The sequence below is a fragment of the Streptomyces aurantiacus JA 4570 genome, from assembly GCF_000414115.1.
Taxonomy (GTDB): Bacteria; Actinomycetota; Actinomycetes; order Streptomycetales; family Streptomycetaceae; genus Streptomyces; species Streptomyces aurantiacus_A.
Genome location: NZ_AOPZ01000036.1, coordinates 16,874 through 39,299 on the forward strand (window position 1 = coordinate 16,874; position 22,426 = coordinate 39,299).

The following is a 22,426-nucleotide window of genomic DNA, read 5'->3' on the forward strand; positions in this document are numbered from 1 at the left end:
GTACGTCGGGAAGGGGCCGCTTCACCATGGCCGAGGCACAGAACGAGGCGCAGGAGCAGGGCCGGGAGTCGGAGCAGGACGTCAAGGCGCGCAAGGAGCGGGAGAAGAACGAGCTCTACGCGCTCGACATCTCCGACGTCGAGTGGCACGGCGCGCCGGGCACCGAGACACACGAGGAGCGCGTCGAGATCGCGTACCTGCCCGGCGGCGCCGTCGCCATGCGGTCCTCACTCGAACCGGACACGGTCCTGCGCTACACCGAGGCGGAGTGGACTGCGTTCGTACTCGGGGCGCGGGACGGGGAGTTCGACCTGGAGCCGTCGCCGGGGGATGGCGGTACGGCGGCGGAGTAGGGAGCAGGCGGCCTGGAAGCAGATCGCCCAGGGCGGCACCCTGGCGCTCGACGAGCTCAAGGAAGCCGGCAGCAGAACGGGGTGGGCACCTCCCGCGCGTACCCACCCCGATGTTCCGTACCGGTACCCGGCCTCACTGGAAGTAGCTGGCCCCCTTCAGGTCGCCACCCCGGTAGTCACCGCCGGCCTGGCCGACCTTCTGGCCGATCTGCATGAGGGCCGTGTGGATCGCCGACGCGTGCTTGTCCCACTCCTTCTGCTTCAGGAGGTACGCCTGGTGGGCCTCGCCTTCCCACCCTTCGGCGACCTTGGCCACTGCCCGCTTGATATCGGCGAGGTCGGACTCCAACTGCTTGGCCTGAATGCCGAGTTCGGTGGTGATGGCGTCAAGGCCGCCGTATTTGACAGCGAGTTCGTCGAAATTGCCGCTTGCCATGCTGGTCCCATCCCCTGGTGTTTTCGGCCGGACCACGACGGCCCGGAGAACGGCTCAGCTCAGTAGCTGCTGATGGCCGAGTTCTTGCCGCCGTAGTCCACGTCGATACTGTTCATGGTCGCGCGGACCTCGTCCTCGAGCCGGTCCTTGTCCTTGCGGTTGGCGCTGATGCCGTCCAGGAAGTCCACGAGGATGCGGCCGATCGCCTGCATGTGCTGGTTGATCTCGGTCTGCTTCTTGTCGAAGGCGTGCGCACCGATGCCGCGCCAGTTTGCCTCCATGGTGTCCAGCGTCCCCTGCAAACGCCTGAGCTGCTTCTGGACCGAGTCGTACTTGTCGACGATCTCCTTCTCCAGGAGCGCGACTTCTTGGTCATTCAGCTTCCGGCCGTCGGCCATGGGCGGGCTCTCCTTACCTAGACGTTCAGGCTGTCGTTGACGCTTGTCAGTGCTACTTGGGCCTGATCTCAGGCGTTACGTCGATTTCGCACGAGCGCGAAGGCTGCGCCGCCGATGGCCACTACTGCGGCAGCGGCGCCGACGGCGATCCACAACTGGTGGTTGGCGTCATCGGACTTCGGGTTTGATACGGATGCTGCGGGCTTGTTGGCGGCGGAACCCTTCGGGGGGTGCGTCGAGGGCGCCGACGTCTCCTTCGAGGAAGCAGAGGGCGACGATCCCGAACCCGGGGCCTTCTCGTTGGTGAGGGGATCGACGTCCGGAGGGCCTGGGTTTCCCTTGCCCTTCAGCAGGTGCTGGGAAGGCCGAACCAGACCGTAGCCCAGATAGTCACTGGGCTCGTCCTTCGGCCAGCTGCGGCTCGCGGTGTCGATCAGGACGCGGAGGACTTGGTTGGCCGTCCAGTCGGGGTGCTTGGACCAGATGAGGGCGGCGGAGGCGGAGGCGAGGGCGGAGGCCGCACTAGTGCCGCCTCCGCCATCGCAGTACGAACGGAACGTCGCGTCGCACCACCGAGGAAGGCTCAATCCTGGTGCTGCCAAGTCCACGTACTTTCCGAACTCCGAGTACTTAGCAACCTTGCCGGACTTGTCGGCGGCGGAGACGCCTGTGACATTGGGGTACGCAGCTGGATAGTCGATGTAGTTCTTCTTCTGTGCATCATTTCCAACACTGGCGAACATCAACTTGCCCTTTGAGGCGGCATACTTCACCGCCTCTGCCTCAGCTGGGTACATGAAGTCACCACCGATGGACATAGTGATGATCTGTGCCTCGCTGTCCGCAGCAGCTCGGATGGCTTCGGCACTGTCACTCTCGTTCTTGCCCTCGGCGCTTCGCAGAGTGGTACGAAAGGAAACGACTTCGGCTCCGGGTGCCAAACCCCTGAGGCCCCCTCCCCGACCGGAACCCACGATCAGCTCCGCCATCGTGGTTCCATGGCCGTCGTAATCGTCCAAGGCTCCGCCCCGCAAGCCGGTCACGTCCTTACCAGCATGCACTCGGTCTTTGAGAGACGGCGTTACCGAAACTCCGCTATCGACGACCGCGACCTTGACACCCTCGCCGGTGCTGACTTCCCACAGCTCATCGGCACCCATTGCGTCCAAGTACCACTGCTTCGACCGGACGTTGTCGGCTGCCGCACTCGGTGCTAGCCCCAAGGCCATCAGGGCGAAAACGCTGACCGTCGCGCTCGCAGAAGCGCCCCGTCGCCACGCACCCCCCCGAAGCGGCACAGCACCTTTGCCGTGTCGGCCAGCTCCTGTCTCCACGTCCTGCACGCCTTCACTCACCACTAACTGATAACTGGCGGCACGTGCCGCCGTTCGCCGGGCAGATGTGTCTCTTCGTCCTCGACCAGATAGTCAGGCCGTTGCGAGATCTCACCCTCTTGCTGTTCAGAGCGTCGACGATTGCCCACGGGACCGCGTACCAGGCCCGTGCCCCCCGCAGTGAATCCGCTCCTGCGGGCGCCGGCCACAGACGTTCGCTCCTTCGGGGTGCCGACCACACCATCAGGGTTGCTGGCGGGCGGAGGCACCTGCCCCCTCCCGGCCGTGCCTTGGGGCACGGCTCCCATGACTCCGCGCTGCCCTACAGGGCCTGCCCCTGCTCGTGCCTGTCCAAAGCCTTCCGTCGGCCGCCCGCCTACGACGCCGTTGGCGCGCGGTGCGCCTGTGACGCCCTGAACTCCCGGCCGGTTGGTCGGCACGTTGCCTGGCTGCGGTGTTCCGCCAGTGATACCGCGACCTACGGGTGGCTGCACGGGCGCTGTCGGACCACTGACGCCTCTTCCGTCTGCTGTCGGCACACGCCCCACCGGTCCTGAAAGGGCACGCCCCGGCCCTTCAGGTACCCTCCCGGGGCCTCCCGTACTGATTCGTCCAGGCGCAGGCTTCGCGGGCGACGTAGGCTTCACGTCCCCGCCATGACCAGACGCAGGCGGGGTAGGACCCGTAGCCGGGAAAGGCGCAGGCCCGACGACCGGCGGCGGTCCCCCCAAGCCCGTGGGGCCAGGAGACGGGGGCGGCGCACCTGGACCCGGATTACTGGTCGGAGGGGGTAGCGTGCCGACACTGTCAATTACCGTGCGGTCAAAGGTCGTACGGTCAGGGACCGTGCCAATAGGACGGTCAGGGACCGTACCGGCGGGCAGGTCTGGAGACGGGACGGGACCGGATCCTTCATTGCGCGGCTGCTCGGAACCGCCTGCTCCCTCGGGGCCTGACGTCGCAAAGCCCGCAGGAGGCTGAACCCCGGCCGCAGTGTCACCGGCGGAGGTAGCAGGAGGTACAGCACTCCCCGGCTCACCAGGGCCGCGACGTACCCGGTCCGGCCTCGGCACCCCCACATCCGGCATAGCCGAAAACGAAGGCGGCTCCTGCCCCGCCATCTCGTGCTGCGAGACCCGGTAGAACGACGCCAGCCGGTTCATCTGGTTGATCGCCTCTTGCCGGTGCTTCTCTGCCCGGACGGCGGCCTCAAAGTCCGCGTTGCCGTCCACCCTTTTGGGTGAGGGAATGTCGTCCACGGCCTTCGGGTCGGTGCGCGTGTCCCGCGGCGGCATCGAACTTCGTACGGAAGCCAACCCCGCGCCGGCCGAGGCGATCTGGACGCCTGCGGCGTCGGCGAAGTCGGAAAGCTTGTGCGTGTCCTTGACGAGGTTCTTGCCCCACTTGCGGAACGCCCGCCCGGCCTCGCCTTCCCAGTCCACCCGGTCGATGTGGTCGCCCAGCTCCCTGGCCGCCGCGGCGATCGCGTCGCGCGCCTTCTGGAGCGCCTCCCCCGCGCTCTCCAGATCGGCCGGATTCGCCTGCTCGACCAGATCGATCATGTCGTTGAGCCGGTGCTCTTCGAAGCTCACAGCTACCACCCATACTCGGACTTGTCGCTGCCATGGCCGCCTCGCCTGTCAGGCTCACCGAGCCGCTGACGCCCGACCGGCTCCTGGTCCCGGTGAATCGAGGTCTGGATCGCCCAAAACCGCTGCCGCAACTCGTCCTCAAGATTGTCGAAGCCGACGTCCGCGCCGTGCACCGCGATCCCCATGGCCTCGATCTGGTCACCGAGCATCTTCGACAGGGAGGTGAGCCGCTCGTGCACCTGGTCGTACTGCGAGTAGAGGCCGTCGGCCTCAGGGAACGGGGCCGCCTCGCCGCTGAAGGAGGCGCGGGCGATCTTCTGGTCGCGGACCTTGGACGTACCGCCGTCCGATCCCTCGAACTCGGCGAGGAGCGTGTCGATGCGCCGCCGGAACTTCTTCAGCGCCTCTAACCCGCGCTTGAGATCCGCGCCCGCCGACGGCGGCGCGGAACTCATGTATCCATCCTCACGCACGATGCCCCCCACCGTTCCCCGTCGAGCTCACCGCGCGACCGTGTCGGGGGCGTGACGACCCGCCACTCGCGTATCGCGCGTTCGTCACTCTAGCCACACTCAGAGTCACGTCCAACTGAGCTTTGCGCCACAGCAGTTGCAAACTGGCCATGAGGGAAAATCGGATGATCACGCTCCATTCGCACACACGTATCGAGCGCAGCGCTGAGAGGTGCGGCCCATCCGAGAAGACGGTGAGAATGAGTCAAACCAGCGCCACCACGGGCGTGTTGCTACGTTGAGCAGCAAAGCTGTCAGCCGTTGGAAGCAACCGGTATGTACGGGAGAGGCGCGCGATCGTGGCGTGGGAAGAGTGGGAGCACCTCAAGGCGCAGGCGGCGGATCGGCAGTCAACGCGCATGCAACTCAACCAGGTTGAACCCGGGATGGGAGGCGGCCCCGGAACCACGCCCTCGGCGTACGGAGAGCTGAAGGTTTCCCAGGCCGAGCTGGCGAAGATCGGAGAGCACGCCTCCGGGCTCTTCGACCGGCTGAGCGACAAGGCGCGTGTCTCGATCCCCAGCAGCCGCAAGGCCGCGGGCGACCTGACGCAGCAGGGCTTCGCGCTCGGGAGTGGGCTCCAGCACGTCGCGAAACGCTGGGAGGAGCAGCTCAACTCGCTCCGGGACGCATGCGCTCACATCTCGAACCACATGCGCGTCACGAAGAAGCTGCACCAGGACGACGAGGACTACATCCGTCGGCAGTTGAGCCGCATCGACGTCCTTGACGCCGGCTTCGACGAACGGGGCGGCAAGCCCGGCGAGAAGAACCCCGTATACCTGCCGCCGCCGAGCGAGAAGAAGGACGACTGATGGATCTCGACGCGCTCCGATTCGCCAACTTCAAGGCGCTGGACGATGCCGTCGACGACTGGTCGACCTTGGTGGACAGCCTGGACGGGTTGAAGAGGGATGCCGACGACGGCCTTCGAGGCGCCGCCGGCAGGGCGAACTGGGCGGGCGTCAACGCCACCGTCTCGAAGGAGTTCATCGGCAAGACCGCCGGAGAGTTCCAGGACGCTCACACGCAGGCCAAGTCCATCCACCGGATTCTGTCGGACACCCGGGACGAGCTGAAGCGCTTCCATCGTCGGCTCAACGACGCCGTCGAGCGTGCCCTGAAGAAGAATCTGACGGTCACCCCCACGGGTGACGGGGGCTTCACCGTACGGATGAACATCCACCCCGATCGGGCGGGGAAGGGAACCGACCTTCCCGACCACGGCGAGGGCGACGTGACCGCGCTGCGTGACGAGATCCAGCGGATCCTCGATGACGCCACCGAGAGCGACACGTCGGCCGGCAAGGTCCTCAAGGCGATCGCCGATCAGAGCACGTACGGCTTCTCCGGGGCGAAGTACAAGGACCGGGACAGTGCGGTCGCCGCCGTGGAGAGGGCGGACGAACTGTCGAAGCTGGCCAAGAAGGATCCGCAGGATCTGTCCCTCCGAGAGTTCGACATGTTGTACGGCGGGTTGAAGAAGTACGCCAGCGATCCCCTGTTCGCAGAGCGCTTTGCCACGAAGCTCGGAGCGAAGGGGACGCTGGAGTTCTGGGCCGGCGTCAATGAACCCGGCGTCATCCCGGACTTGAACGACCGACGTCATTACAAGTTTGACGACCTGCAGAAGTATCTGAGCCTTACTCTCGCGTCGGCCACGCAGAGTGATTCCGCGGGGATGGTCGACTGGACGCGTCAGATGGTGGATCAGGGTGGCCAGCCCGTACGCACCGGCAACGGTGTCCCGTTCGGGTTCCAGGTGATGAGCAACCTCATGCGCTGGGGCAACTACGACGACAGCTTCCTGAACAGCTACGGCACCGCACTCATGGAGACCGAGAAGCGATTTACCGACAACGGCGAGCGCGGAGCGTGGCAGAGCACCCCCAACTCGCCGTACCTCAACCGAACCGGCAGCGACACGGGCTCGGACCCCATGACGGGATTCCTGAAAGGCTTGTCGAACAGCCCTGGCGCGGCAACGGCTTTTCTCAACGACACGTTCACGTCGAAAGGGAACGGAGAGAAGTCGGATGTCTCGAACTTTCAGTACCTCTTCGAAAAGCGGGACTGGCCTGAGGAGGAAAATGCCGACGGCGAGTCCAGCAACACCGGGCGGAACAACCTGGCGCTGGCGCTTGAAGCGGGCACGACCGGGCATCCAGCGGGCGAACTTCCCACGGCCGACACGCCGCCCCACACGGCAGAACAGGCCAGGCTCATGGAGAGCGTCGTCTCCTCGGTCTCCCAGAACAACACGCTCCTCACCGAGCATCCCTACATGGCAGACAGCTTCGGGCAGATGGCTTCCGAGTACCTGCACGACATGAACCGTTCCATGACGAATGATTCGGACGGGGATACGGACCGGCTCTTCCCGATCGTCGGCGAACCGGCGGACTTCCAGCATCGCGACGTGACCCGTTTCCTCTTCACCGTGGGCCAGCACCCCGAGGGCTACGCGGCAGTGGAAGTGGGCCAGAAGTCGTACATGGCACAACTGATGGCCTATCACCTCGACCCTGACCTCCCAGCGGATCAGCGCTATGCGCAGGATCCGCAGTTCGTGGTCGAGAACGTGGCCAATGGGTCCGGCGAAGTGGCCGGGACCCTTGCACAGGGGCGGGCAGAGGCGGTCGCGGGGGAAGCCGCGGAGAAGGACAAGGCTTATGAGGAGTCCGTGGCCCGGTGGAAGGACGGGATCTCAGGCGGCATCGGGACGGGCATTGGCGTGGGTACCTCCTACATCGCCAGCCCGGTTGGCGGGGCTGTAGTCGGCGGGGTGGCCGAGACGGTTACCAGCGCAGTCCTTGAGGATCTGTTCAAGAACGCCGAAGGAAAAGCCAAGGGGGCTGCCGGGCTCATCATGGGCGAGCAGTGGGATTCAGGAATGGAGGAGAATAACACGTACACCAAGAGGGCCGCAGAACTCGCAGCCGAGAAACATCACCGGGGCGACCTTCCCGATGTTGGCGAGTGGGCGCGCACGGCGACAGAACGCGCATTCAAGCTGTCGGAGTCAAGCGTAAATGGCATGGCACCGGACTTGAAAACGGACATCTAGAACAGACACCCACACGGAGAGGCTTTCACCTCTTGAGGCCGCGCTATGATCAGGCTGAATCACCAGGCCATTTCAAGACGTTCGCGCTTTGCACGACATCCATCGCCCTGGCGGTCACGCTTGCAGGATGCTCAAAGGAGCAGGGCGGAGAAGAACGAAACTACGCCAGTCCGAACTCCCTATGCGGCGTTCCAGTGAAATCCAGCCTGATTTCCCCCTTCCTGCCGTCGGGAGACCGCGTGTCTACCAAGCAGACTTTCCCTGACGGAGGAACTGAACAATGCACCTTGACTGTAGACAAAGACAAGGTGGCGGTAATCGCCAAGCAGAAATGGTGGCCGGAAGGAGACAGCCTCCTTAATGTAGCACCCTCTTCTGTATGGCGGAAGTCCCGTCACACTGTCGAGGGGGACAACTTTCTGTACTCAGGCATTGGTGCAGTCGGCAAGACTAAGGACTGCGCCGACCCAGCACACCCAGATCAGCGTTTGTTCACCATCATCCAGTCGTTCACACGCGACCGCGAAGACTCCCGCACCATGGGGAAACTCATCAAGGCATACACCAAACAAGTCGAGCAGTCGAAGGCTTGTCACCCCAAGCCGTAAAGGGGGCCGGCGCTCCCGTCCTCAACCGGCCTGCCGCCGCCTCCTCCGCCCATCCCGCAAAGTAACCCCCACCCCACCCAGCCCCACCACCACAACCACGGCGCCCACGGCCACGTACGTGGCGAGGCGGGCCGTTCGTTGTTCGGGGGTCTCGCCGATGTGGAGCTTCGCGGCGGTCGGGGCCTTGGCGCGGGGGACGCCCTCGTGGGGCGTCGGTCGCTCGATCGGGTGGTCGTCCTCCGTGAGGGCGCGGACGGGGTCGACCACGCCCCAGCCGACCAGGCGGTCGTGGCCGGGGATGGTGCGTTCGGCGGTCTGCTGGATCTGGGCGGTGATCTGGCGTGGCGTCCAGGAAGGGTGCTTGGACTTGATGAGGGCCGCGAGGCCGGCGACGTACGGGGCGGCGAAGCTGGTGCCGTTGTCTGAGCAGTGGCCGCCGAGGGGGACCGTCGAGATCATGTCCACTCCGGGGGCCGCCACGTCGACGAAGTCGCCGGACTGGGAGAAGGGCGCGCGTTCGTTGTTGCGGTCCGATGCCGCGACCGCGAGGACGCCCTCGTACGAAGCGGGGTACGTCGGCTTGACGTTGCCGCCCAGGCCGTCGTTGCCGGCGGAGGCGACGATCACGCGTCCGCGCCTCAGTGCCCTGTTGACCGCCTGCTCAAGCTGCGGGGCGGGCTTCACCGCGTTCGCCGTGTCCTGCGAGATGTTGATGACGCCTGCGTCCGCCTCGACCGCGTAGTCGATGGCCTTCGCCAGGCCGTCCGTCGTCCCGTGGCCCTCGGCGTCGTTCTGCCGGATCGGGATGATCGTCGAGTCGGGTGCGAGGCCGACGAAGCCGGTGCCCTTGGCCGGGCGGGCCGCGATGATGCCCGCCACGCGTGTGCCGTGCCCGACGGTGTCCGTGGTGCCGTTCTCCTTGCCCCGCTTGACCTTGTTGCCGTTGTCGTCCTTGAGGCCCCGGGGGAGGAAGTTGCGGCCTCGGGACACCTGCACCGCGGGCTTGAGCTGCGGGTTCCTGATGTCCACCCCCGTATCGATCACCGCCACGCGCACCCCCTTGCCGGTGGACTGGCGCCACAGTTCGTCGAGGAGCACGCGCTGGAGGGCCCAAGGGCGGCCCGCGTACTTCGCCTTGGACGGGAACGTGCACTGGTCAGGGGACGACGGCTCGGCCGCCGCGGGGGTGACCGCCGCCGTCGAGGCGGTCACGGCCGCCGCGATCGTCAACGCGGTCATCCACGCCCGCGCGCACGGACGGCGGCCAGCGGACGCGTACGACATCGTGGGACCCCTCACGCGCTCAAGAACCCTGCGGCTGGCGTGCCGCAGCCGTCGACAGACGAGGGCCCGTGGGGAGGAACTGGGACCACTCCGCGGGCACCGGGCTCACCTCCGTGTCGGCGTAACCGAGGCGGGTCTGGGCCTGCCGCGCCTCCTGTTCCTGCTGCTCCTGCTCCTTGCGCTGCTTCGGGGACGTGCCGATGCCCGCGTCGTCCGTCGCGCTGTCGCTGTTGGACTGCATCGCGTAACGCAGGCCCGTGTCGGTGGCCAGGAAGAGGGAGCCCGACTTCGTCTGCTTGCCGAGGAACTGCCGGTAGAGCTGGCCCGAGCCGGGAGTGACGTACGCGCTCGACGAGCCGTTGGGCAGCGGCGCAGGGAAGTCCGGGCCCGCCCAAGTGCTCATCGTGGTATCGCCGTTGTCGGCGTCGACGTGGCGCAGGACGCTGCAGACCGTGTTGCGGCTGCCGGACGCCGTGGAGGCTTCGTTGGCGGGCTTCGGGGTCTCGCTCGGCCACCTGCGCTCCGCGCCGAACCACTCGGAGTCGGGGGTGAAAGCGCCGGGGCTGATGTGCCGGGCAAGCCCCCGCTGTCCCAGATCGACCAGATCCTGGCTGGCGAGAAGCAGGTGCGCGGTGAAGTCGGAGACCGGCGCGACTCGACCGGGCAGGACCACGTAGTGCCGCATCCTGTCCCCGTCACGGGCCTTGAGGACCATGCCCACCTTGTTCGCCGCCGGATCCTTGAGTCCTTCGACGTCGGCGTCGGTTCCGGGGACGCCGTCCACCTTCGGAAAGCGGATCCGGTCGCCGCGGTGGAGCGTCGCCAGCCATTCCCGGGACACGCGCTGCGGCTCGCTCTCCGACCTGACGAGGGTGCGCAGCAGGTGTTCGTCCGTGGCGGACACGCGATACGCGCGGCCGCGCGCGTCGACCACATACCGGGTCTTGTCGGGGCCGACTACGTACAACAGCTCGCCGCCACGCAGCCGTTCCGTGCCGTCGGTCCTGTCCTGCTCACGTTCCGCGAGCACGAACGCCGCCTTCTGGATGGCGCGGCCGCCCTGGACGGGGCGCTCGCACACCGCCCAGCGCTTGGCGGCGCCGGCCTCGGACGCGGAGGGCAGGCGGTCGGGGGCGTAGGGGATGCCGATCGTGGCGCCGTGCGGGAGCTTGCCGTTGTCGAGGACGGACTCGTCGACCTTGATGACATCGCCCTTGCCGGCGTCGAGGAGGAGCTTCGCCGACGCCATGTTGAGGACCGGGTGCAACTGGCGCTTGCCGTCGGTCTTGAGGACGACGTACCGCGTGGTGGACTCGCTCGCGATGATCACGTGTTCCTTCGGCTTGTCCCAGCCGGGCTTGGCCGCGGGCTTCAGCATCCCCCACGCGCCGAAGACCGCGAGGACGACCACCCCGACGATCAGGCCGGGCACCACCCCGCGCAGCGGGCGCGGTGCGCTCTCCTCCGAGCCCGAGGCCGAGGGCTGGATGAAGGCGGCGAGCGCGCGGCGCTTCGCGAAGGTGTAGGCGTTGAGTTCGTCGCGGCGTGAGGCCATGTGCGGCTGCTTCCCCCTGTCGTCGCTGGGGGTGCCCGGCCCTCACCCCTCAGTTGTCAGACCGAGCCTCTACTATGCCTGTTGTGTAATCGCGCGTGTGGGGTGGGTTAGATTTCGGGGTTTCAAGCGCCTTGCACACCAGGGCAATTCGGGAGTTTCAACTGGGGGGTGGGCTCATGGCTTCCGGAACGCGGACGCGGTTACGGGGGCGGTCAAGTCCCGGGGGCCAAGGATCTCCCGGGGCCGTCGCCCCGGCTGCGCCAGGAGCCGGGAGACCGGTCGTCCCGCGTCCCCGCCCGCCATCGGCACGGTGGGGATCGTTTCGCCTGCAACGACTCGTCCTCGCGGAGGTCGCGGCCGCCCTGCTCGTGACCGGCTGGGCCGTGGGGGGCCTTGCCGTCGCGCTCGCGGGCGGCGTCGCCGCGGTCCTCGTGCTGCTCGCTGTCGTACGCCGCCACGGGCGCTCGCTCCCCGAACTCCTCAGCGCCTCCCGGGCGTTGAGGCAACGCGGGCGCCGCGCGGCCGAGACGCCGATACCACCGGGCACCGACCCCGCGTTCGCCCCGGCCCTCGAGTGCGACCCGTCCCTGCGGACGTACACCCATCGCGGCCGGGACCGGCGCGAGGTGGGAATGGTCGGAGACGGGACCTTCCTGTCCGCGGTACTGCAGATCGAGTCGGACGGGACCGCCCTGCGCGTCGAGCACAGCCGCCGGCCCCTGCCGCTGGGCCTGGTGCGGGACACCCTCGAAGTGGACGGCATTCGGCTCGAGTCGGCCCAGATCGTGCTGCACACCCAGCCCGCGCCCGCCCTGCATCTCCCCCAGCAGTCCGTGGCCGTCAGCAACTACGCACCCCTGCAGGCGCAGACGGGCGCGCCGGCGGTGCGCATCACATGGATCGCCTTGAAGCTGGACCCCGAGCTGTGCCCCGAGGCCGTGGAGGCTCGTGGCGGTGGGCTCGGCGGAGCGCGGAAGTGCCTGATGCGGGCCGTGGACCATCTGGCGAGCCGACTGGCGGGCCAGGGCTTTCGGGCCACGGTCCTGAGCGAACAGGAGCTCACCGCCGCCCTCGCGACCTCGGCCTGCGCCAATCCACTGGTGACGGCGCAGTCCGGCCGCGACGACGTGCCGCAGCGGAGGACGGAGGAGTCCACGCGCTCCTGGCGCTGCGACAACCGCCGGCACACGACCTACTGGGTGCGGCGCTGGCCGCAGTTGGGAGGTTCGAGCGGCCCGGCGCTGCCTCAGCTCGTCACCTTCCTCACCGCCGTTCCGACCCTCGCGACCACCTTCAGCCTCACGTTGAGGCGTGACGGTCATCAAGAGGTCTCGATACGTGGCCATGTACGGGTGACGGGGCGCAGCGACCCCGAACTGGCCGCAGCGCGGGACGCGTTGGAGCGGGGCGCCCGGCAGGCAGGGACCGGACTAGTCCGGCTCGACCACGAACAGCTTCCCGGAATGCTCGCCACTCTGCCGCTCGGGGGGACTCGCTGATGGCCACGACGTCGACCACGCCAGGCTCCGACTCCGGCACCGGCTCCGGCTCCGGCTCCGGCTCAAGTCCCGCGTCGCCGCTGCCAGCCGCGGCCGCGGGGCTTCGTGCCGCCCTGCGGGGAGGATTCGGGCTGCCCGGGCCACGCCATGGCCATCACGCTCTGTCGGCCGAGCAGGTGGACGCGCTCGCCCTGCCCATAGGAGACGACGGTGTGGTCGTCGGTGTGGACGCGCAGAGCCACCCCGCGGTGCTCGGGTTCAACCGGCCCACCCCCTATGACGTGCTGCTCATCGGCGGGCTCTGGACCGCGCAGGTCATCGCCCTGCGGGCGGCCGCCACCGGGGCCCGGGTCGCCGTCGAGACCGGGCGGGCCGAGTCCTGGGCGCAGCTCGTAGGGGCCCTCGGGGTCGGACCGGCAGGCATGTCCGTGCACGACGTGGGACGGGTGCCGCCGCTGGGGGCCTCGGCCGGGAGTCCGGTGCTGGTGGTGCGGGACTGCGGGATGCGGCCGCCCAGGGGGCGGGTGGTGTCCGGCGCGTGGCAGTCCGTGCTGACGCTGTTGCCGTATCTGAGCCCCGTGGCGCCCCGGCTCGTCCGACAGGCGCGGCTCGTGGGGGTGCAGCGCGTATCGCCCGACGAGGCGACGCAGGTCGGGCGCCTGCTCGGGCTGCCCCGCGGGGACGTGGAGTCGCTGCCGACGCTCGCCGACGGCGTGACGCTGTGGTGCGCCGAACGCGACCGGCAGTACGTGATGACTCGGGCCACCGACGCGGAGAACGGGTTGCTGGGGGCCGCTCGGCGGATGGACTGAACGGATTTCGGGGGCGCTTCGGGGGTTTTGGGGTGGATGGCCTGTTTGTTCCAGGGGGATTGGGGTGGGTTGGCCGGGCTTGAGTGGGAGGTGGCGCAAGGGACTGCGAACGTGCGGTGGACTGGCCTGCCGTGCTCGTGCTTTTGGTGATTAGGCTGGGACTGGGCGCGACGTCAGAACCCGCGAGGGGGGTGTGCGCGTCCCGCACACGGGGAGAGCCAGGCGGATCGGACGACAGGAACGGTCGCCCCCCACCACGGCACGAGCGTGCTCGACCACACCAGGAGGCATTGTGAACAGCGATCGGGACAAGATCCGCGGCGGCTGGGACACACCCGTCGACGATCAGTCCGACGCGGAGTCCGCTGCCGAGACAACGGGCGAGTTCACCATCGATTACGCCCCTCCCGCCTGGTACACGCAGAACGCGTCCGGCAGCGCGGGGGAGACTCCCTCCACTCCGCCCGCTTCTTCGTCCGCTTCTTCGTCTGCGGCTGCTGTTGACTCCGGCTCCGGCTCCGGCTCCGACATGGGTACGGGTACGGGCTCTGCGCCCGGGACGGGTGCGGATTCCGGCGAGTTCGGGGCTTCTGCCGGGGCGGACGCCGCTCCCGGTGCTTCGGTCACCGCCGTGCCCAAGCTTCCCGTCGGCAGTGGGTTCCAGCCCGCGCCGCCGCCCACGGGCCGGCCGCTCACCCCGCCCGCCCCGCTGATGCCGCCCACCGCGCCGGCTCCGACCGCTCCGCCCGCCACGCCTCCCGCGTCCGGCGGTGCCGCCGACTGGAGCGGTGCCGTCGCCGGCGCCGCCTCCTCTGTTCCTGTACGTGATGTGGGGGCCGGGAGCAGCGAGGAGCCCGCCCCCGCCGCCGAGAGCCTCGGCGGGGGCGACCTGGAGAGCGGCGCCACCATGCGCTTCTCCCCCGCCGCCCTCCGGCGTGAGATGGCCGAGCGTGACGCGGCCGGTGAACGTGATGCGTCGGGTGAACGTGACGCGTCCGGTGACGAGGACGGTGCTGGCGAGGCCCAGGCGGGCCAGGACGCCGAGAGTGCGTCCGTCGACGGTTCGGCTGTGCCTTCGGAAGACGAGGCGGACAGCCAGGGCGACGGTGTCGGCGAAGTCGATGTAGCCGGTGAAGCCGGTGAAGCCGGTGAAGCCGGTGAAGCCGGTGAAGCCGGTGAGGCGGATGCCGACTCGCTCGTCGACGCTTCCTTTGGCGCTGATCCTCGGTCTGACAGTGCTGATCCCCAGTCCAAAGTCAGCTCCGACGTCGAGGACTCGGATGAGCGTGAGGGCGACGGCGAAGGCGAGGGTACGTCTGCCGACGTGACGTCGTCCCCTGAGGTCACCTCCGCCCCCGAGGCCGAGGTCGAGGTGGAGACCAAGTCCGCGCCCGCGCCCGAGCCCGACGCAGCCGTCGACGCCGATGACGTACAGGATTCCGCCCCGCCCGCGTGGACCCCGCCGCCCGCACCGGACAGCGGGCTTCCGCCGTTGCCGCCCGCCTTCCAGCCCGCCGCGCCGACCTCCGCCCCCCAGTGGCCCGTGCCGACGCAGGCCGCCGCTGCCCCACAGGACCAGCAGCCCGTCGAGCCGCAGGCACCCGTTCAGCAGGAACCGGCGGCACAGGATCCCGCGCCGCAGCCGCCGGCCCCGCATGCCTGGTCCACGCCGACCGGTCCCGTCACGCCCACCGCGCAGCCGCCCGCGGCCGCCCCGGCCGCAGAGGCACCCGCTCCCCCGCAGAGCGGGTACGGGTTCCCCGCCCCTGGCCCGGCCGCCGCCTCGGGTACGCCCAACGCTCCCGCCCCGCAGGGGAGTTACGGATTCCCCCAGGCTTCGCAGCAGCAGCCACAGCCGCCCGCCCCGCCCGTCGCGCAGCCGCAGGCAGCCATGCCTCCGGCCCCCACCCCGGCCCCGGCCCCGGCCCCCGAAGCACAGCAGGCTCCCCCGCCCTCCGCCCCCGTACCGCCGCAGCAGACCGCACAGCCGCAGGCCCAGCCGCAGCCGCAGGCCCAGCCCCAGTTGCCGCAGCAGGGCCAGTACGGCCAGACGCACCAGCCGCAGGTGCCGCAGCAGGCGCCGGGGCCGTACCAGCAGCAGCCCGCTCAGGCCCAGGGGCAGCCGCAACAGCCCTTCCAGCAGGGGCCGTTCCCGCAGCAGGGACCGTTCCCGCAGCAAGGGCAGTTCCCGCAGCCGCAGAGCCACCAGCCGCCGCAGGGCCAGCAACCGCTGCCGCCCGCCCAGCCGGTGCAGCCGCAGGACCAGCAGCAGGCGCAGGCCGCTCAGCCGCAGGGCCAGCCCCTGCCGCCCGCCCAGCAAGTCCCCCAGCAGGGTCAGCCCCAGCCCCCGGCGCAACCGCAGGCGCACCCGGGGGGTCAGCAGCCGTACCCGCAGGGGCAGCCCGCCGCCCAGCCGGCGCCCGTCGACCCGCGTACGGGAGCCGCCTGGCCGCAGCCCGTGCAGCACGACCAGCGGGAGCGGACCAACCCGGGCGCGCCGCTCGGGTACACCGCCGCCGTCGAGCTGTCCTCCGACCGGCTGCTCAACAACAAGAAGCAGAAGGCGAAGAGCCACCGGCCGGTCGGCGGATCGCGGTTCAAGATCGGGGGCAAGAAGGAGGAGGCCGAGCGGCAGCGGAAGCTGGAGCTGATCCGTACGCCCGTCCTGTCCTGCTACCGGATCGCCGTCATCTCGCTCAAGGGCGGCGTCGGCAAGACGACCACGACCACCGCGCTCGGCTCGACGCTGGCCAGCGAGCGGCAGGACAAGATCCTCGCCATCGACGCCAACCCGGACGCCGGTACGCTCGGGCGGCGCGTGCGGCGCGAGACCGGGGCGACCATCCGCGACCTGGTGCAGGCGATTCCGTACCTCAACTCGTACATGGACATCCGGCGCTTCACCTCGCAGGCGCCGTCCGGGCTCGAGATCATCGCCAACGACGTCGACCCGGCCGTGTCCACGACGTTCAACGACGAGGACTACCGGCGCGCGATCGACGTACTGGGCAAGCAGTACCCGATCATCCTCACCGACTCCGGGACCGGGCTGCTCTACAGCGCGATGCGCGGGGTCCTCGACCTCGCCGACCAGCTCATCATCATCTCCACGCCGTCCGTGGACGGGGCGAGCAGCGCCTCCACGACGCTCGACTGGCTGTCCGCGCACGGGTACGCGGATCTCGTGTCGCGGTCCCTCACCGTCATCTCCGGAGTGCGGGAGACCGGGAAGATGATCAAGGTGGAGGACATCGTGTCGCACTTCGAGACGCGGTGCCGGGGGGTGGTGGTCGTGCCCTTCGACGAGCATCTGGCCGCCGGGGCCGAGGTCAATCTGGACATGATGCGGCCGAAGGTGCGTGAGGCGTACTTCAATCTTTCGGCGATGGTGGCCGAGGACTTCGTGCGGGCGCAGCAGGCTCAGGGGCTGTGGACGTCGGACGGCAATCCGCCGCCCCGGGTGGCTCCGCCCATGCCTGGGCAGGGCTGGCAGCCGGCCCAGCCGGGGCAGGCTCCCGGTTACGGTTACCCGGCGCCCGGGCAGGGGGTGCCGCCGGTCGGCGGAGCGCCGGAGGCCCCGGCTCAGCCGCCCCAGCAGTAGCGACTGCCGTCAGCCAATAAGGGCCCGCGCCACCTCTGGTGCGGGCCCTTCGTGTTGCCGCGCCCCCCCACATGGCCAGGGCGGGCGGGTCCAACTGCCACCCCCCGACCAGCGCGGCGTCAGTGGTCTTGACCAATGCGGGTGAAATCCCGGTCAACTCGTTATTTCCGCAGGCCACATGGGGTTCACCGGCCGTTGACGCGCGATGACCGGCGCTGATACACACACATCAACCCAACCGACGTTCCTTGATCACGTAGCCGTAACCAGCCATCTCTGCGCAAGCGATGACGCGAGGTCAGCGATCCATGGACACACAAGATCAGCACGGCAGAACACGGTCATCATCAGCGGCCCCCGCGGGGAAGCCCCGCTCCCGCCGCCCCCGCGGCCTCCGCCCCCGCGGCCTCCTCGTCGCCGCCGCGGCCGCCGCCCTCACGCTCACCGGGGGCCTGGCGACCCCCCTCAACCCGGCGCCGCAGCAGGCGGATGCCAGGCCGGCGCAGGCCAAGGACGACGGCAAGAAGACCCTCACCGTCGCGGTGGCGCAGAGTGTCGACTCGCTCAGCCCGTTCGTCGCGCAGCGTCTGCTCAGCACCAGCATCCACCGGCTGACGTACGAGTACCTCACGAACTACGACGCCAAGGACAATCACGCGGTCCCGGCGTTCGCCACCAAGTGGGAGCCGTCGGCGGACAAGCTCACCTGGACGTACACCATCCGGTCGAATTCCAAGTGGTCGGACGGGAAGAAGGCGACGGCCGAGGACGCCGCCTGGACGTTCAACAAAATCATGTCCAAGGAGGGCACGGCCACCTCGAACTCCAACTTCGTCACCAATTTCAAGAAGGTGACGGCCCCCTCCCCCACCAAGCTCGTCATCGAGCTCAAGAAGCCGCAGTCGACCATGGCGGCGCTCGATGTCCCGATCGTTCCCAAGCATGTCTGGGAGAAGGTCGACGACATCTCCAAGTTCAACAACGACAAGGATTTCCCGGTCGTCGGGAACGGTCCTTTCATTCTCTCCGACTTCAAGGTCGACCAGTACGTGAAGCTGAAGGCCAACAAGAATTTCTGGCGCGGCGCGCCGAAGTTCGACGAGCTGGTCTTCAAGACGTACAAGGACCAGGACGCCGCGGTCGCGGCGCTCAGGAAGGGCGAGGTGTCCTTCGTCGCGGGCCAGCCCGCGCTGACGCCCGCTCAGGCGAACGGCCTCAAGGGCGAGCCGGACATCAAGGTGAACAACGGCCCGGGCCGCCGGTTCTTCGCCATCGCCACCAACCCGGGGGCCCGCACCCAGGACGGCAAGAAGTTCGGCGACGGCCACCCCGCGCTGCTCGACAAGCGGGTCCGCCAGGCGCTCTTCCTCTCCGTGGACAGGAAGACGATCGTCGACAAGGTGTTCCAGGGGAACGCGGTGGAGGGCGCCGGGTACATTCCGCCGCGCTTCTCCGACTACACCTGGAAGCCGTCCGCCGAGCAGGAGCTGAAGTACGACCCGAAGCGGGCGGCGCGGCTCCTCGACGAGGCGGGATACAAGAAGAAGGGCGGCAAGCGCGTCGGCAAGGACGGCAAGCCGCTCGACTTCCGGATTCTGTGCCATGCCACGGATCCCAATGACAAGGCCGTCGGCAAGTATCTGAAGGAATGGTGGGGGGATCTCGGCATCGGCCTCAAGGTCAATTGCCTCGATGACGTGTCCGTGCCCTGGTACGCGGGCGAGTACGACCTCGCCTTCGACGGCTGGTCCGTCAATCCCGACCCCGACTTCGTCCTCGGCATCCACACCTGCGCCGCGCTGCCCGAGAAGGCCAAGGAGAGCGCCGCGACGGACAACTTCATCTGCGACAAGAAGTTCGACGAACTGTACGAGAAGCAGCTCGCCGAGTACGACCCGGCCAAACGCGCCGAGCTGGTCAAGCAGATGCAGTCGTGGCTGTACGACTCGGGCTACATGAACGTCATCGCGTACCCGAACGCCGTCGAGGCGTATCGCACGGACCAGATCAAGTCGCTCACCACCATGCCGTCGGCCGCGGGCAACATCTACGGTCAGGACGGCTATTGGAGTTGGTGGTCGGCGGTACCGGCGAGTGGGAAGAGTTCTTCCGATGGTGGCAGCTCGACCGGTGTCATCATCGGTATCGCCGTCGCCGCGGTGGTGCTCGCCGGCGGCGGAGCCCTGATCGCCCTGCGCCGCCGCTCAACCGCAGAGGACCGCGAGTAACGCATGACCGCTGCAGACAGCAATCCGGCAGCCATCCTGGCCGCCGAAGCCGAAGCCAAGGGCGCGGCTCCCGGCGGACCGGCCGAGCAGGCCGGTCCGCGGGGCCGCGGCCCCCGGGCGCGCAACACGACCGCCTACCTCCAGTACGTCGCGGGCAAGCTCGGCGGCGCGCTCGTCTCGATGTTCGCCGTCCTCGTGACGAGCTTCTTCCTGTTCCGGCTGATCCCGGGCGACCCGGTGAAGCAGATGACCGGCGGGCGGCGGGTGTCGAGCGAGCAACTGGCCGCCATGCGTGCGGAGTTCGGTCTGGACGATCCGGTGTGGCAGCAGTTCACGGACTACTGCGGCAATGTCCTCACCGGGGACTTCGGCACGTCGTACCAGTTCCACACGCCCGTCATGGACAAGATCACCGAGGCGATCGGCCCGACGCTGTGGCTCACCGGCACGGCGTACATCTTGTATACGCTCATCGGGATCTGGCTCGGCACGCGCACGGCCTGGCGCAACGGGCGCATCGGCGACCGCTTCCACACCGGGCTCGCCCTGACCCTGTACTCGGTGCCGTCGTTCTGGCTCGGGCTGCTGCTCATCATCACCTTCTCGGTGGGGGCGGGGCCGCTGCCCGGTCTCTTCCCGACGGGCGGCATGGAGAGCGGTGACGAGAGCGGATTCGCGTACGTCATGGACGTCGCCCACCACATGATCCTGCCGGTGATCACGCTCGTGGCCGTCGGCTACGCGCAGACGCTGCTCGTCATGCGGTCGTCGCTGCTCGACGAGATGGGGAGCGACTACCTGACGACCGCCCGGGCCAAGGGGCTCCGGGACGACCTGGTGCGGCGGCGGCATGCCGTGCCGAACGCCCTGCTGCCCACCGTGACGCTGATGTTCGTGAACCTGGGCACGGTGGTCGCGGGCGCCATCCTGGTCGAGACGGTGTTCTCCTGGCCGGGGCTCGGCGGCCTCTTCTACCAGGCGCTGAGCGTGCCGGACCTGCCGCTGGTGCAGGGGCTGTTCTTCGTCTTCGCGACGGCGGTGATCCTGATGAACACGGTGGCCGACGTGATCTATCCGCTGCTCGATCCCAGGGTGGGCCGATGACTGCCGAGACAGCCGACGTTCCCGCACCGCAGGAACCCGAGAACACACGAGAACCACGGCTCCCGAAGGAGGCGAAGAGCCCGCGCGCCCTCGCCTGGACGCGCAGGCGGCACTCCGCGGCCCGCTTCTGGCGGGAGTACCGCACGCACCGGGCTGGGGTCTTCGGCCTCGCCGCACTGGTCCTCATCGCCCTGGCCGCGCTGTTCGCACCGCTGCTCGTCGGCTCCGACGCGCAGAGCGTGACGGAGGCACCGGGCGAGGCGATGCAGTCGCCGAGCACCGAATTCCCGCTGGGCACCGACCAGTTCGGGCGCGACCTTCTTGCACTCCTCGTGTGGGGCGCGCGGATCTCGCTGACGGTCGGGCTGCTCGCGGCCTTCCTGTCGGTGGCCATCGGCACGGTCGTGGGGATCACGGCGGGCCACTTCAGGGGCTGGTACGCGACCGTCATCATGCGGGTCACGGACTGGTTCCTGGTGATGCCGACGCTGGTCCTCGCGATCGCCCTCGCCTCCGTGATGGACCGCTCCATCTGGACGATCGTCCTGGCGATCGGCGTGACGACCTGGCCGACCACGGCCCGCCTGGTGCGCGCGCAGACCCTCGCCGTGGAGTCCCGCCCCTACATCGAGCGGGCGCAGGCGCTCGGCGGCGGCCACGGCCACATCATGGCCCGGCACGTCCTTCCGAACGTCATGCCGCTGGTCCTCGCGCAGACCACGCTCGTCATCTCCAGCGCGATCCTCACCGAGGCGACGCTGGCCTTCCTCGGACTCGGCGATCCGACGGTCGTCTCCTGGGGCGGGCTGCTCCAGGACGCCCGCGAGGCGGGCGCGGTCAGCGCGGGCGACTGGTGGTACCTGGCGCCGCCCGGCATCGCGATCGCCGTGGTCGCGCTCGCGTTCACGCTGTGCGGGCGGGCCGTGGAGTCCGTGCTCAACCCCAGGCTGGGAGTGTCCCGTTGACCGCCGAGACGACCGTGACCACGACCGCCGCGCCCGAGGCCGCGGGGCGCCTGCTCGACGTACGGAACCTCCACGTGACGTACGCCTCCGGGGCCGCCGCCGTCCGCGGTGTCGACCTCGCCGTGGACGCCGGGCAGAAGCTGGGCGTGGCCGGCGAGTCGGGCTGCGGCAAGTCCACGCTGGCCCTCGCGCTGCTGCGGCTGCTGCCCGCGGGGACGAAGGTGACCGGCGAGATCCTGCTCGACGGCGAGGACGTGCTCGCCATGAAGTGGGGCCGGGTGCGGGCGGTGCGCTGGGCGGGCGCGTCCATCGTGTTCCAGGGCGCCATGCACTCCCTGAACGCGGTGCACCGCATCGGCGACCAGATCGCCGAGCCCATCCTGCTGCACAAGAAGGCGACCCCCGCGGGCGCCAAGAAGAAGGCCCGTGAGCTGCTCGAACACGTGGGTCTGCCGGGCGCCCGCGCGGACGCCTACCCGCACGAGCTGTCCGGCGGGCAGCGGCAGCGCGTGATGATCGCGATGGCCCTCGCCTGCGATCCGCGCCTGATCATCGCCGACGAGCCGACGACCGCGCTCGACGTCATGATCCAGGCGCAGATCCTGCGCCTCATCGAGCAGCTGGTGGCCGAGCAGGATCTGGGCCTGATCATGATCAGCCACGACCTGGCGGTCCTGTCCGACACCTGCGACCGGCTCGCGGTGATGTACGCGGGCCGCGTCGTCGAGGAAGGTCCGGCCGAGGACGTGTACGAGCGGGCGCAGCACCCGTACGGCAAGGCCCTGTCGGCCGCGTTCCCGCGCATCGGGGACCCGTCCTCGCGGTTCGCGCCGCGCGGCCTGCCCGGCGATCCGCCGGACCCCTCGGCGCTGCCGTCCGGCTGCACGTTCCACCCGCGCTGTCCGGTGGCCCTCGACGTCTGCGCGACGGAGGACCAGTCGCTGCGCGCGGCGGGAGCGGAGCACAGCGCGGCGTGCGTGCATGTGGGGGCGCCGGTGCCGGAGCCGTCGGCCCCGGCGGTGGAGGGCGCGCCGTGACGGGCGCCCGGCCGCCGCTCGCGGGTGCCCGTGGTGCGACC

Annotated in this window: 17 protein-coding genes; 11 read left to right on the top strand and 6 right to left on the bottom strand. The window is 68.9% G+C overall.

Annotation, left to right across the window (positions count from 1 at the left end; all coding sequences use genetic code 11):
• The first annotated feature begins 26 nt into the window (after nt 1–26).
• Entirely contained in the window at nt 27–353 is a 327-nt protein-coding gene (locus STRAU_RS04945) for a DUF397 domain-containing protein (RefSeq protein ID WP_016639140.1), read from the top strand.
• Nucleotides 354–486: 133 nt separating this feature from the next.
• Here the strand turns inward: STRAU_RS04945 and STRAU_RS04950 are convergent, their stop codons facing one another.
• From STRAU_RS04950 to STRAU_RS04960, 4 genes are all read right to left on the bottom strand, one after another.
• On the bottom strand, nt 487–789 hold the full coding sequence (locus tag STRAU_RS04950) for a WXG100 family type VII secretion target (protein WP_016639141.1): 303 nt from the start codon (nt 787–789) through the stop codon (nt 487–489).
• 59 nt (nt 790–848) lie between these two features.
• Nucleotides 849–1,187: a WXG100 family type VII secretion target gene (locus STRAU_RS04955; protein WP_016639142.1), complete on the bottom strand. Its 339-nt coding sequence runs from the start codon at nt 1,185–1,187 to the stop codon at nt 849–851.
• 68 nt (nt 1,188–1,255) lie between these two features.
• Complete coding sequence (locus tag STRAU_RS39955) at nt 1,256–2,347, bottom strand: S8 family serine peptidase (protein WP_259299827.1); 1,092 nt, start codon at nt 2,345–2,347, stop codon at nt 1,256–1,258.
• Between the two features lie 1,768 nt (nt 2,348–4,115).
• Nucleotides 4,116–4,568 carry a hypothetical protein gene (locus STRAU_RS04960; RefSeq protein WP_016639144.1) on the bottom strand — a complete coding sequence of 151 codons (453 nt, stop codon included), beginning with the start codon at nt 4,566–4,568 and terminating at the stop codon, nt 4,116–4,118.
• Between the two features lie 356 nt (nt 4,569–4,924).
• Here STRAU_RS04960 and STRAU_RS04965 point away from each other — a divergent pair, with 356 nt between their 5' ends.
• The 3 genes from STRAU_RS04965 (at nt 4,925) to STRAU_RS42260 (ending at nt 8,300) form a co-directional block, all read left to right on the top strand.
• On the top strand, nt 4,925–5,440 hold the full coding sequence (locus tag STRAU_RS04965) for a hypothetical protein (RefSeq protein WP_037657606.1): 516 nt from the start codon (nt 4,925–4,927) through the stop codon (nt 5,438–5,440).
• Nucleotides 5,440–7,692: a DUF6571 family protein gene (locus tag STRAU_RS04970; RefSeq protein ID WP_016639146.1), complete on the top strand. Its 2,253-nt coding sequence runs from the start codon at nt 5,440–5,442 to the stop codon at nt 7,690–7,692. The genes STRAU_RS04965 and STRAU_RS04970 overlap by 1 nt, the downstream gene beginning before the upstream one ends.
• A gap of 239 nt (nt 7,693–7,931) precedes the next feature.
• Nucleotides 7,932–8,300, top strand: a complete 369-nt coding sequence (locus STRAU_RS42260) for a hypothetical protein (RefSeq protein ID WP_158692016.1) — start codon at nt 7,932–7,934, stop codon at nt 8,298–8,300.
• A gap of 21 nt (nt 8,301–8,321) precedes the next feature.
• Here the strand turns inward: STRAU_RS42260 and mycP are convergent, their stop codons facing one another.
• Nucleotides 8,322–9,539: a type VII secretion-associated serine protease mycosin gene (gene mycP / locus STRAU_RS04975; protein ID WP_016639147.1), complete on the bottom strand. Its 1,218-nt coding sequence runs from the start codon at nt 9,537–9,539 to the stop codon at nt 8,322–8,324.
• A 64-nt stretch (nt 9,540–9,603) separates the two neighbouring features.
• On the bottom strand, nt 9,604–11,139 hold the full coding sequence (gene eccB / locus STRAU_RS04980; RefSeq protein WP_016639148.1) for a type VII secretion protein EccB: 1,536 nt from the start codon (nt 11,137–11,139) through the stop codon (nt 9,604–9,606).
• Nucleotides 11,140–11,315: 176 nt separating this feature from the next.
• On the opposite strand from eccB, the gene eccE reads away from it, so the two are divergent.
• The 7 genes from eccE (at nt 11,316) to STRAU_RS05015 (ending at nt 22,385) form a co-directional block, all read left to right on the top strand.
• The gene (gene eccE, locus STRAU_RS04985) at nt 11,316–12,638 is read left to right on the top strand and encodes a type VII secretion protein EccE (protein WP_078620973.1); all 1,323 of its coding nucleotides are present in this window, start codon (nt 11,316–11,318) and stop codon (nt 12,636–12,638) included.
• The gene (locus STRAU_RS04990; RefSeq protein ID WP_037657612.1) at nt 12,638–13,450 is read left to right on the top strand and encodes a hypothetical protein; all 813 of its coding nucleotides are present in this window, start codon (nt 12,638–12,640) and stop codon (nt 13,448–13,450) included. The genes eccE and STRAU_RS04990 overlap by 1 nt, the downstream gene beginning before the upstream one ends.
• Before the next feature lie 292 nt (nt 13,451–13,742).
• Nucleotides 13,743–17,051, top strand: coding sequence for an SCO5717 family growth-regulating ATPase (locus STRAU_RS04995; protein ID WP_016639151.1), 3,309 nt, complete (start codon nt 13,743–13,745; stop codon nt 17,049–17,051).
• 308 nt (nt 17,052–17,359) lie between these two features.
• Nucleotides 17,360–19,279 (top strand): ABC transporter substrate-binding protein, encoded by a 1,920-nt coding sequence (locus STRAU_RS05000; RefSeq protein WP_016639152.1) that lies wholly within the window; start codon nt 17,360–17,362, stop codon nt 19,277–19,279.
• A 3-nt stretch (nt 19,280–19,282) separates the two neighbouring features.
• Nucleotides 19,283–20,383, top strand: coding sequence for an ABC transporter permease (locus tag STRAU_RS05005; protein WP_016639153.1), 1,101 nt, complete (start codon nt 19,283–19,285; stop codon nt 20,381–20,383).
• Nucleotides 20,380–21,348, top strand: a complete 969-nt coding sequence (locus STRAU_RS05010) for an ABC transporter permease (protein WP_016639154.1) — start codon at nt 20,380–20,382, stop codon at nt 21,346–21,348. Before STRAU_RS05005 ends, STRAU_RS05010 begins: the two co-directional genes overlap by 4 nt.
• Complete coding sequence (locus tag STRAU_RS05015; RefSeq protein WP_016639155.1) at nt 21,345–22,385, top strand: ABC transporter ATP-binding protein; 1,041 nt, start codon at nt 21,345–21,347, stop codon at nt 22,383–22,385. Before STRAU_RS05010 ends, STRAU_RS05015 begins: the two co-directional genes overlap by 4 nt.
• Nucleotides 22,386–22,426 lie beyond the last annotated feature (41 nt).

Bases quoted from the DNA above. Each gene is read 5' to 3' on its own strand.
- STRAU_RS05010 (WP_016639154.1), top strand. From the start codon at position 20,380: ATGACTGCCGAGACAGCCGACGTTCCCGCACCGCAGGAACCCGAGAAC.
- eccB (WP_016639148.1), bottom strand. From the start codon at position 11,139: ATGGCCTCACGCCGCGACGAACTCAACGCCTACACCTTCGCGAAGCGC.
- mycP (WP_016639147.1), bottom strand. From the start codon at position 9,539: ATGACCGCGTTGACGATCGCGGCGGCCGTGACCGCCTCGACGGCGGCG.
- STRAU_RS04945 (WP_016639140.1), top strand. From the start codon at position 27: ATGGCCGAGGCACAGAACGAGGCGCAGGAGCAGGGCCGGGAGTCGGAG.
- STRAU_RS04960 (WP_016639144.1), bottom strand. From the start codon at position 4,568: ATGAGTTCCGCGCCGCCGTCGGCGGGCGCGGATCTCAAGCGCGGGTTA.
- STRAU_RS05000 (WP_016639152.1), top strand. From the start codon at position 17,360: ATGGACACACAAGATCAGCACGGCAGAACACGGTCATCATCAGCGGCC.
- STRAU_RS04990 (WP_037657612.1), top strand. From the start codon at position 12,638: ATGGCCACGACGTCGACCACGCCAGGCTCCGACTCCGGCACCGGCTCC.
- STRAU_RS05005 (WP_016639153.1), top strand. From the start codon at position 19,283: ATGACCGCTGCAGACAGCAATCCGGCAGCCATCCTGGCCGCCGAAGCC.
- STRAU_RS04950 (WP_016639141.1), bottom strand. From the start codon at position 789: ATGGCAAGCGGCAATTTCGACGAACTCGCTGTCAAATACGGCGGCCTT.
- eccE (WP_078620973.1), top strand. From the start codon at position 11,316: ATGGCTTCCGGAACGCGGACGCGGTTACGGGGGCGGTCAAGTCCCGGG.
- STRAU_RS04970 (WP_016639146.1), top strand. From the start codon at position 5,440: ATGGATCTCGACGCGCTCCGATTCGCCAACTTCAAGGCGCTGGACGAT.
- STRAU_RS04955 (WP_016639142.1), bottom strand. From the start codon at position 1,187: ATGGCCGACGGCCGGAAGCTGAATGACCAAGAAGTCGCGCTCCTGGAG.
- STRAU_RS39955 (WP_259299827.1), bottom strand. From the start codon at position 2,347: ATGGGTGCCGATGAGCTGTGGGAAGTCAGCACCGGCGAGGGTGTCAAG.